The organism is Thauera butanivorans NBRC 103042 (assembly GCF_001591165.1).
In the GTDB taxonomy this organism is placed as follows: Bacteria; Pseudomonadota; Gammaproteobacteria; order Burkholderiales; family Rhodocyclaceae; genus Thauera; species Thauera butanivorans.
The window spans coordinates 33,529-43,185 of record NZ_BCUG01000051.1 but is presented as its reverse complement, the minus strand read 5'-3'; the positions used below and the strand labels follow the sequence as shown (position 1 = coordinate 43,185).

The window sequence follows — 9,657 nt, the reverse complement described above, 5'->3', positions numbered from 1 at the left end:
CCTTACCCCTTTCCTGTTCCCATCCAGCGAAGCACCCGGCCCCCGGCTCGATCTGTACAAGGCGTTCGTTGCGCTGCTCCATGCGCAGATCGAATTGAACGCCTTCATCAAGCGATCGGCAGACGCTTTCAGCTACGACGACAGCATCCGCTTTGTGCGACAAGGCGAGCAACTGGAAATCGTCGAAGTGGATGCCCAGGCACGGGCCGCATGGCACCGCGATGGCAACAAGCTCGACCGCCTGCACCAGTACTGGCTTTATCGCGGCATGGATGCGCTGATGGCCTCCCCCGAGCTGTTGGCCCTGGTCAGCCCGGCCCATCTGGACGCTAACTTGCAGGCTTTCGCCAAGGCCATGGGTACTTGGCTGCGCCTGCAGGAGGTCCATGGCGTCGCCGAACACCCGCTACGACAAGCTCGCTGAACGATTTGCTTCCTTCGTCGCCCTGACTGCCTCCGTCATATGGCTCGCATGATTGTCAACAGACCCTAGACAACGGTTAAGCTTCCGCCACCGGTGGCAACCTGAGCACCGGCGCCGGGCGAGACGTGAGTACATCTCGCCTGTTACCGTAGGACCCGGCAAGCATCACTCGCCAACTGCACCAATCGCCAACCATACCTAGTGTAGTGATGCGTTCTTGAAGTGACTTATATTCGATCGTAACTTGTTGTCGTTATTGGATTTTGTATGGATTCATTAGCGTGCAACACCACACTAGCTGCGCCGGTTCCCCGTCGAAACGAGGAACCACATGCACTCTTCTACTACCCTGTGCGAGCCCGACTCGCATACCGCGGCTGGTGCTCCGGCCGCCGCGACAGCCCTTCCGGCACCCCTTGCCAACTTTCACGCTCTTCCCGATGACGGGTTCGTGCGCGTGCGCGTCGTCAGCACGCTTTTCGGGGTCAGCATCGCCACCGTGTGGAACTGGACCAAGAACGGCAGCCTGCCGGCCTCGGTCAAGCTCGGCCCTCGGATAACCGGCTCGCGCTCAACCTGTGGCGCCCGCCCGGGCGTGCGGCACCGGCGGACTGGCGGCTGCGCGTCGAACCGTTCCTGGATCTCGTGGCCTACCTGATTCCCTTGGAGGGAGAGCGTGATCGCTTTCTCGACTGGCTTGCTCAGTCGGGACAATCCCCTCATCACCGAGGATCTTTGAACATGGCTGCTTGCGCTGTGCGTGCGCAAGATGGAACTGCTGTCGGCGAAGTGGGCGGAGTTCGACCTGGCGCGCGGCGTGTGGTCGCTGCATCCTTCCCGCACCAAGACGAACCAGTCCATCTACATCCCGATGGCATGGGCTACCACCTCTCCGCTGGTCAATCCAGGGCGAACGCTTGCACGCCCGCGGCCTGCGCCGCCTTCTTGAGGTCTGCGTCCAGCGTCGCGAGCGGCAAACCGGTTCGCAGGGCCAACTCCAGATACGCCGCGTCGTAGGCCGACAGCTTGTAGCGTCGGGCCAAGTGCAGCGTGTCGCCCAAGGCGTGTGCTGCTGTGGCCGTATCCGTTGCGATGTTCAACCGTCCCAGGAGGACGATGAACTCTTGGGAACGGGCCTCGGTGAGCAGTCCTTTGGCTTCGCCCCTGGCGATGACATTGCCAGCCTCCAAAGCCCACAGCGATGGGACTAGCGCCTGCCGTTCCTGCAGTGCATCCAGCACGGTCTCGGCGTAAGCCACATCGGCAGGCTTGCCATCGGCCAGCAGCCAGCACATCGCCACCGAGTTGTCGAGCACGAAACTCATGCCCGGCCTTCGTTGATCAGCGCCTTGAGATCGATCCCCTTGGCAGGCGGTGCCGCGCGCATGAACTGGCGCATTGCCTCGACGGCCGTCACGGCATCCGCTTGCCTGGTACCTTCGGCTGGCACCAGGTCAGCAACCGGTTCGCCGCGCAGGGTGATCGTGTAGCGCTTGCCCGCCTGTACGCCGCGGAGCAACTCCGGTAGCTTGGTCTTGGCCTCATACGAGCCGATTTCAAGATTCATGGCATTCTCCGGTTAGATAAGACTAGTCTATAGACCGGTCCTAGTAGAATCAAGGATGGCGTTTCGTCCGCATAGAATCGGCCTTCAGCCGTTCGCCGAAGGCGGCCCCAGTAATACAACGACCACACGACACGGGTAACCCCCTCCGATAACCCATGAGCGAATACCAATACTACGAATTCGCCGCCATCGACCGGCCACTCAGCCAGGCTGAAATGGCGGAACTGCGCGCCGTCTCCAGCCGGGCGCAGATCTCTCCATCAGGCTTCGTCAACCACTACGAGTGGGGCGACCTGAAGGCCGATCCGGCTGACTGGATGCGGCGCCATTTCGATGCCTTCGTCTACACCGCCTGCTGGTGCAGTTGCCGCCTGGCCCTGCGCGTGCCGCTGGAGGTGTTCCGCCGGGCGGAACTGGAGGCGTTCGTCGTTCGGCACGTACTTGATTTCGACAAGACCAGCGCTCACTGGATCATCCATTGGTCGCTGTACGAAAGTGAAGACTACGACCGCTTCGGCATGGACGACGGCAACGGCTGGATGCAGCGCCTGCTGCCGCTGCGCGACGAGTTGCTGCGCGGCGACCTGCGGCCGCTCTACTTGGGCTGGCTGGCCGGTGCCGGCGAATTGCCCGAGGACGAGGCAGAACCCGAGGTGCCGGCAGGCTTGTCGACCTTGTCCCCGGCGCAGCAGGCGCTGGCCGAGTTCCTGGAGATCGACCCGGACATGCTGACCGCGGCGGCGGCCGGCAGCGTACCGGGGCGGCCAGCCGCGGCAGGGGATGCAGAGGGGGACGATGCGCGTTTCGACGCCTGGCTGCAAACATGGCCGCGCGAGGCGATGCTGGACGTGCTGAAGCGGCTCGCGCAGGGACGGGGGCAGGAGGCCGAGCGCCACGTCAGGGGCCACCACGCCGCTTGGCTGAAGGCGCAACGGCTGCCCGCCGACCCCGGTGCGCGCAGGCGCAGCGTGGCCGAGCTGCGCGAGCTGGCCGAATCACTCTCCTCCGTGCGGCAGGAGCGCGAGGCGCGGCAACGCGCCGAAGAAGAGGCAGCGCGTCGCCGTGAGCGTGAAGAGGACTTGCGACGTCTGATGGCCGAAGCCGATCAGCGTTGGGAGGCCATCGATGCCCAGGCCCGGCGCGGCACGGCCTTGGGCTACGAGTATGCGGTGCGGGCGCTCACGGATCTGGCGGAAGCCTACACACTGACGTCCACCCCGAAGGAATTCGAACGCGCCCTGCGCCGCTTCCTGGTGCCCCACGCGAAGCGGGGTGCCCTGCTGCGCCGCTTGACGGCAGCGGGTTTGTGGTCGGGATGACGGCGGGCGGGGACGATGAGCTTGCCCGCTTGCGCGTCGAAAACGCGCGGCTGGTCGAACTGCTCGAAGCCCATGGCATCGCCTGGCGCCAGCCCGAAGCCGAGCAGCTTGCCGGCGCTCCATTGTCCACGGATGAAAAGGTCGCGCTGTTTCGCCGCTTGTTCCGGGGCCGCAGCGACGTCTATCCCGTGCGTTGGGAAAACAAGGCGGGCAAGAGCGGCTACGCGCCGGCCTGTGCCAACGAATGGCGTGCGGGGGTGTGCGGCAAGCCCCGCGTCAAATGCGCGGATTGCGGTCAGCGCTTGTTCGTCCCGCTGACGGATCGGACGGTCTATGACCACCTCGCCGGCCGCCATGTCATCGGCGTGTATCCGCTGCTGGCCGACGATAGTTGCCACTTTCTCGCGGTGGATTTCGACGCGGCCGAGTGGCGCAACGACGCGCAGGCCTTCGTCCGCACCTGCCAGGATCTGGACGTGCCCGTTGCACTGGAAATTTCGCGCTCGGGTAATGGTGCCCATGCGTGGATATTCTTCTCGTCGAACGTCCCCGCAAGGGATGCGCGGCGGCTCGGCACCGCCCTCATTAGCCACACCTGCGCGCGTACCCGGCAGTTGCAGCTCACGTCCTACGACCGGCTGTTCCCGAATCAGGACAGCCTGCCCAAAGGCGGCTTCGGCAACCTGATCGCCTTGCCGCTGCAAAAAGCGTCACGCGCACACGGTGGCAGCCTGTTCGTCGATGACGCGCTGCGGCCATATGCCGACCAGTGGGCCTTTCTGGCGTCGGTGGCGCCCATGGTGCCGCATGACATCGAGCCGGTGATCCTGTGGGCGACCGGAGGCTCTCACCCGTTGGATGTGACCTTCATTACCGAGGACGATCTGCTGGAGCCATGGAAAGGTCCGGCACCGGCCAGTCCGCGCTTGCCGGGTCCGATGCCGGCCGCGCTGACGGTGACCCTGGCCAATCTGCTCTACTTCGACAAGGCCCAGCTTCCCCAGGCGCTCGCCAACCGCTTGATCCGGCTGGCGGCCTTCCAGAACCCCGAATTCTACAGGGCGCAGGCGATGCGCCTGCCGGTCTGGGACAAGCCCCGGGTGATCGGCTGCGCCGAGAATTTCCCCCGGCACATCGCCCTGCCGCGTGGTTGCCTCGATGCTGCCAGGGCGTTGTTGCGCGAGAACGGCATCCGCTGTGACGTGCGGGACGAGCGAAACGGCGGACAGGTGCTGGAGGTCGGTCTCCCGGCGCCGGGCCGCCCCAAGCCGGGAGTCGCCCCCTCGGGGGGCAGCGAAGGGGCGCCAGCCGCAAGCGTGGGGGCAGTCGTATTCGCCGGCACGCTGCGATCTGATCAGGAGGAGGCTGTTGCCGCGATGCTGCGCCACGATACCGGCATCCTCTGTGCGCCGACCGCCTTCGGCAAGACCGTCACGGCCGCGGCGCTGATCGCCCACCGGGGCGTCAATACGCTGGTGCTGGTGCATCGCACCGAACTGCTCAGGCAGTGGCAGGCGCGGTTGCAGGCCTTTCTGGCGGGTGGGCGCGACATGGTCGGCACCATTGGCGGCGGCAAGAGCCGGCCCACCGGCAGGATCGACATCGCGGTCATGCAGTCCTTGTCCAGGCAGGAAGGCGTGGCGGTGGAGGACTACGGGCACGTCATCGTCGACGAATGCCATCACCTGTCGGCATTTTCCTTCGAGACCATCCTCAAGCGTGTCCGCGCCAGGTACGTGCTGGGCCTGACCGCCACCCCGATCCGGCGTGACGGACGGCAGCCGATCATCTTCATGCAGTGCGGTCCGATCCGACACACGGCGTCAAGGCCTGCGGGTGCCCCACAGATCCTGGAGGTGGTGCCCCGCTACCTGTCGGCTCCAATCAGCCTGGCCGCCGATACCGGCATCCAGGACGTCTTCAAGGAAATCGCCAATGATGGCGATCGCACGAAAGCCATCGCGGATGCGATCGCCGAGGCTTTTGCCCAGGGGCGCAAGATACTGGTGCTGACCGAGCGCACCGAACACCTGAATGCCCTCCATGCCGCCCTGGCGGGACGCATCCAGACGCTGTATGCGCTGCATGGCCGCATGTCTGAGAAGCAACGTGCCGCGCTGACCGCGGAACTGGACGCCATGGGCGCCGCCGTGCCCCGCGTGCTGCTGGCCACCGGCAGACTGGTCGGGGAAGGATTCGACCACCCGCCACTCGACACCCTGGTGCTGGCCATGCCGATCTCGTGGAAGGGCACGCTGCAGCAGTATCAGATCATCTCCAATGGACCAGGACCGGCAGGCGGCGGAAAGATCCGATCCAGCGCTGCCCGAAGCTCGGCATCGATGACGAGCTCCAGCGCGCCGAAGTTCTCCTCCACCCGACTGCGGCCCGTCGCCTTGGGGATGGCGATGACGCCTTCCTGATGGAGCAGCCAGGCCAGCGCCAGTTGGGCGGCGGTGGCTCCCCGCGATGCGGCAAGCGATGCAAGTTCCCGATTGCGCAGCAGCCGCGCCTGCTCCAGCGGCGAGTAGGCCATCACCGGCATGTCGTGGGTCTGGCACCAGGGCAGCAGATCCCATTCGATGCCGCGGCGGGACAGGTTGTAGAGCACCTGATCGACGGCGCAGCGTTCACCTTCCGGCTCGGCGAACAGGGCTTTCATGTCCCGCACGTCCAGGTTGCTGACGCCCCAGTGGCGGATCTTGCCGGCTGCCCGCAGGCGTTCGAAGGCTTCCACTGTTTCATCGAGCGGGATCGAGCCGCTCCAGTGCAGCAGGTACAGATCCAGGCAATCCACGCGGAGCCGCTGCAGGCTGCGTTCGCAGGCGATGGGCATCGAGCGCCGGCCGGCGTTGTGCGGATAGACTTTGCTGACGAGAAAGACCTGGTCACGGCGGCCGCGAATGGCTTCGCCGATCAGGGTCTCGGCGGCGCCTTCGCCGTACATCTCGGCGGTGTCGATCAGCGTCATGCCGAGGCCGATCCCGTGCTGCAGCGAGGCGATCTCGTTGGCCCTGCGCGCCGGGTCTTCGCCCATCATCCAGGTTCCCATGCCCAGCGCGGGGACGTGCTCTCCGGAGGGTAGTGCAATGGTCTTCATGTCATTCATCCCATGATTGTCGGCTTGTCGTCGCATCGTAGATCAGTCGAGCCCGCAGAGGGCGGCCGACAGGCGGTGCGGGCGCTGCCCACGACCCTCCGTTCCGCCCGCGTTACAATCGCAGCCTTCGACCGCCCACCGGGCGGTGTTTTTTGCGAGTTTGCGAGCGTCCCCATGTCCGGAACCCTTTTCATCGTCACCGCGCCGTCCGGCGCCGGCAAGACCACGCTGGTGCACGGCCTGCTGCAGCGCGATGCGCGCGTGCAGCTGTCGATCTCGTACACCACGCGCGCGCCGCGCGCCGGCGAGCAGGACGGGCGGGAGTACCATTTCGTCGATGTGCCGGCTTTCCGCGCCTTGCGCGACCGCGGCGAGTTCCTCGAGTGGGCCGAGGTGCATGGCAACTACTACGCCACCTCCAAGGTCTGGCTGCGCGAGCAGATCGCCGCCGGGCGCGATACCTTGCTGGAGATCGACTGGCAGGGTGCCCAGCAGGTGCGCAAGGTCTTCCCGGAAGCGGTGGGGGTGTTCATCCTGCCGCCGTCGATGGAGGAACTCGAATCCCGCCTGCGCGGGCGCGGCACCGACAGCGACGAGGTCATCAGCCGGCGCCTGCTGGGCGCGCGTGGGGAAATGCGGCATGTGGCGGAATTCGACTACGTTATAATCAACGACGAAATCGATCAGGCGCTGGACGACTTGGTTGCCGTGGTACGCGCCTCGAGGCTGCGCCATTCCAACCAGCGCAAGCGCCATCCCGAATATTTCGACTTTTTGGAACAGGATTGAACATGGCCCGCATCACCGTCGAAGATTGCCTCAAGAGGATCCCCAACCGCTTCCAGCTCACGCTGGCGGCCACTTACCGTGCGCGCCAGCTGACCATCGGCAGCACGCCGCAGATCGAGCTCGACCCGTCCGACAAGGACAAGCCCACCGTGATCGCGCTGCGCGAAGTCGCCGCCGGCAAGGTCGGGCTGGAGATGCTGAACCGCGGCCAGGCCTGAGCCGGGTCGTGAGGGGCTAGACATGGACGAGAGCGAGCGGGGCGCCCCTCAGGAACCTTTCCGCCCGCCGCCGTCGTGCGTGCTGTCGCTCGACTTCCAGGGACTGAAGACCAAGCTGCTGACCTACCTGCGTGCCGAGGACGTGGGTCGCGTGGAAGCAGCCTATCACTTCGCCGCCGATGCCCATGCCGGGCAGTTCCGCGTCAGCGGCGAGCCCTACGTCAGCCATCCGGTCGCGGTGGCCTCGTTGGTGGCCGACTGGCACCTCGATCCGCAGGCGCTGATCGCCGCGCTCCTCCACGACGTGATGGAGGACACCCACATCCCCAAGGCGGAGATCGCCGAACGCTTCGGCAAGGTGTCGGCCGAGCTGGTCGACGGCCTGTCCAAGCTCGACAAGATCGAGTTCCGTTCGCACGAGGAAGCGCAGGCCGAGAACTTCCGCAAGATGCTGCTGGCGATGGCGAGCGACCTGCGCGTCATCCTGATCAAGCTCGCCGACCGCCTGCACAACATGCGCACGCTCGGCCACATGCGCCCGGCCAAGCGCCGCCGCATCGCCAACGAGACGCTCGAGATCTACGCGCCGATCGCCAACCGGCTCGGCCTCAACGACCTGTACCGCGAACTGCAGGAGCTGTCGTTCAGCAACAAGTACCCGCTGCGCTACCAGGTGCTGGCCAAGGCCATCCGCGCGGCGCGCGGCAACCGCCGCGAAGTGGTCGGCAAGGTCAGCACGGCGATCCAGGAGCGGCTGCCGCAATGGGGCATCACGGCCGAGGTCAGCGGCCGCGAGAAGCACCTCTACGGCATCTACCGCAAGATGGTCGAAAAGCACCTGTCGTTTTCACAGGTGCTGGACATCTACGGCTTTCGCGTCATCGTCGGCGAGGTGTCGAGCTGTTACCTCGCGCTGGGCGCGCTGCACTCGATGTACAAGCCGGTGCCGGGCAAGTTCAAGGACTACATCGCGATCCCCAAGGCCAACGGCTACCAGAGCCTGCACACGACGCTGATCGGCCCCTTCGGCACGCCGGTCGAAGTGCAGATCCGCACGCGCGAGATGCACCACATCGCCGAGGCCGGCGTGGCCTCGCACTGGCTGTACAAGGAAGACGAGAAGACGCTGACGGAGCTGCAGCAGAAGACGCATTCCTGGCTGCAGTCCCTGCTCGAGCTGCAATCCGCCTCGGGTGAGGCCACCGAGTTCCTGGAGCACGTCAAGATCGACCTGTTCCCGGGCGAGGTCTATGTGTTCTCGCCCAAGGGCACGATCTTCTCGATGCCCAAGGGCTCGACGCCGGTCGATTTCGCCTACGCGGTGCATACCGACATCGGCAACCGCTGCGTGGCCTGCCGCATCAACGGCGACCTGATGCCGCTGCGCAGCGAGCTGAACAATGGCGACCAGGTCGAGATCATCACCGCCGCCCACGCCAACCCCAACCCGGCCTGGCTGTCGTATGCGCGCACCGGCAAGGCGCGGGCGCAGATCCGCCATTTCATGAAGAACGCCCAGCAGGACGAGTCCGTCGCGCTGGGCGAGCGCCTGCTCAATCAGGCGTTGCGGCCGCATGGCCTGACCCTGGGCCAGATCTCGACTTTTGCCTGGGAGCGCTTCCTGCGCGACCGCGGCGTGCGCCACAAGAAGGAAATCTTCTCCGACCTCGGCCTGGGCAAGCGCCTGCCGGCGATCATCGCGCGCCGCCTGGCGCAGGCGCAGGACATGGAGTCGGGCCGGCCCGACGTGGTCAAGCCGAAGCCGGCGGGCGCGATCACGATCCGCGGCTCCGAAGGCATCGCGGTGCAGCTGGCGCGCTGCTGTCATCCGATCCCGGGCGATCCGATCATCGGCACGCTGCGCAAGGGCCAGGGGCTGGAAGTGCATACCCACGACTGCCCGAGCGTGGCCAAGCTGCGCGGCGACCGCGGGCGCTGGGTGGATGTGGAATGGGAGGCCGGCGACGACCGCCTGTTCGACGTCGGCATCCGCGTGCTGACGCGCAACGCGCGCGGCGTGCTGGCGCGGGTGGCCAGCGCCATCGCCGAGGAAGACTGCAACATCCAGAGCGTGCACATGGACAACGAGCAGGGTGCCTACACCGCGCTCAACTTCACCTTGCAGGTGCGTGACCGCATGCATCTGGCGCGCGTCATGCGCGCGGTGCGAAGGGTGCAGGAAGTGGTGCGCATCGGCCGCGTCAAGGGCGACGGCCGGGCGGTCTGAGTTCTGCGCATGG

9 protein-coding genes and 1 pseudogene are annotated in these 9,657 nt (G+C 65.9%); 7 read left to right on the top strand and 3 right to left on the bottom strand.

All coding sequences use genetic code 11. The annotated features are described in order from the left end of the window. Both TBU01S_RS17895 and TBU01S_RS25150 read left to right on the top strand, forming a co-directional pair. Positions 1 to 424: hypothetical protein (locus TBU01S_RS17895; RefSeq protein ID WP_217999657.1), on the top strand; the 424-nt coding region annotated here is incomplete at its 5' end. Between the two features lie 331 nt (positions 425 to 755). Then, entirely contained in the window at positions 756 to 1,082 is a 327-nt protein-coding gene (locus TBU01S_RS25150; protein ID WP_157659194.1) for a helix-turn-helix transcriptional regulator, read from the top strand. Between the two features lie 241 nt (positions 1,083 to 1,323). Here the strand turns inward: TBU01S_RS25150 and TBU01S_RS17885 are convergent, their stop codons facing one another. Then, positions 1,324 to 1,749, bottom strand: coding sequence for a type II toxin-antitoxin system VapC family toxin (locus tag TBU01S_RS17885; protein WP_068638623.1), 426 nt, complete (start codon positions 1,747 to 1,749; stop codon positions 1,324 to 1,326). Continuing rightward, positions 1,746 to 1,991, bottom strand: a complete 246-nt coding sequence (locus tag TBU01S_RS17880; protein WP_068638621.1) for a type II toxin-antitoxin system Phd/YefM family antitoxin — start codon at positions 1,989 to 1,991, stop codon at positions 1,746 to 1,748. The genes TBU01S_RS17885 and TBU01S_RS17880 overlap by 4 nt, the downstream gene beginning before the upstream one ends. A 155-nt stretch (positions 1,992 to 2,146) precedes the next feature. On the opposite strand from TBU01S_RS17880, the gene TBU01S_RS17875 reads away from it, so the two are divergent. Both TBU01S_RS17875 and TBU01S_RS25015 read left to right on the top strand, forming a co-directional pair. Beyond that, positions 2,147 to 3,310 (top strand): hypothetical protein, encoded by a 1,164-nt coding sequence (locus tag TBU01S_RS17875; protein WP_068638619.1) that lies wholly within the window; start codon positions 2,147 to 2,149, stop codon positions 3,308 to 3,310. A gap of 29 nt (positions 3,311 to 3,339) precedes the next feature. Continuing rightward, positions 3,340 to 5,733 (top strand): TOTE conflict system archaeo-eukaryotic primase domain-containing protein, encoded by a 2,394-nt coding sequence (locus TBU01S_RS25015; RefSeq protein ID WP_281178468.1) that lies wholly within the window; start codon positions 3,340 to 3,342, stop codon positions 5,731 to 5,733. Here TBU01S_RS25015 and TBU01S_RS23230 read toward each other — a convergent pair. After that, a pseudogene (locus TBU01S_RS23230) lies at positions 5,682 to 6,347 on the bottom strand (aldo/keto reductase); the annotation flags it as partial. The gene TBU01S_RS25015 and the pseudogene TBU01S_RS23230 overlap by 52 nt on opposite strands. A 237-nt stretch (positions 6,348 to 6,584) precedes the next feature. Here TBU01S_RS23230 and gmk point away from each other — a divergent pair. Genes gmk through TBU01S_RS17850 form a run of 3 tightly spaced genes read left to right on the top strand, consistent with a single transcriptional unit; the run spans position 6,585 to position 9,644 of the window. After that, positions 6,585 to 7,199 (top strand): guanylate kinase, encoded by a 615-nt coding sequence (gene gmk / locus TBU01S_RS17860; RefSeq protein WP_068638613.1) that lies wholly within the window; start codon positions 6,585 to 6,587, stop codon positions 7,197 to 7,199. A gap of 2 nt (positions 7,200 to 7,201) precedes the next feature. Next, entirely contained in the window at positions 7,202 to 7,417 is a 216-nt protein-coding gene (rpoZ, locus tag TBU01S_RS17855) for a DNA-directed RNA polymerase subunit omega (protein ID WP_004337176.1), read from the top strand. A gap of 22 nt (positions 7,418 to 7,439) precedes the next feature. Further along, the gene (locus TBU01S_RS17850) at positions 7,440 to 9,644 is read left to right on the top strand and encodes a RelA/SpoT family protein (protein ID WP_068638612.1); all 2,205 of its coding nucleotides are present in this window, start codon (positions 7,440 to 7,442) and stop codon (positions 9,642 to 9,644) included. Positions 9,645 to 9,657: the final 13 nt, after the last annotated feature.

Excerpts from the sequence above, each read along its gene's own strand:
- TBU01S_RS17875 (WP_068638619.1), top strand. The coding sequence starts at position 2,147 with ATGAGCGAATACCAATACTACGAATTCGCCGCCATCGACCGGCCACTC.
- rpoZ (WP_004337176.1), top strand. The coding sequence starts at position 7,202 with ATGGCCCGCATCACCGTCGAAGATTGCCTCAAGAGGATCCCCAACCGC.
- gmk (WP_068638613.1), top strand. The coding sequence starts at position 6,585 with ATGTCCGGAACCCTTTTCATCGTCACCGCGCCGTCCGGCGCCGGCAAG.
- TBU01S_RS17880 (WP_068638621.1), bottom strand. The coding sequence starts at position 1,991 with ATGAATCTTGAAATCGGCTCGTATGAGGCCAAGACCAAGCTACCGGAG.
- TBU01S_RS17885 (WP_068638623.1), bottom strand. The coding sequence starts at position 1,749 with ATGAGTTTCGTGCTCGACAACTCGGTGGCGATGTGCTGGCTGCTGGCC.
- TBU01S_RS17850 (WP_068638612.1), top strand. The coding sequence starts at position 7,440 with ATGGACGAGAGCGAGCGGGGCGCCCCTCAGGAACCTTTCCGCCCGCCG.
- TBU01S_RS25150 (WP_157659194.1), top strand. The coding sequence starts at position 756 with ATGCACTCTTCTACTACCCTGTGCGAGCCCGACTCGCATACCGCGGCT.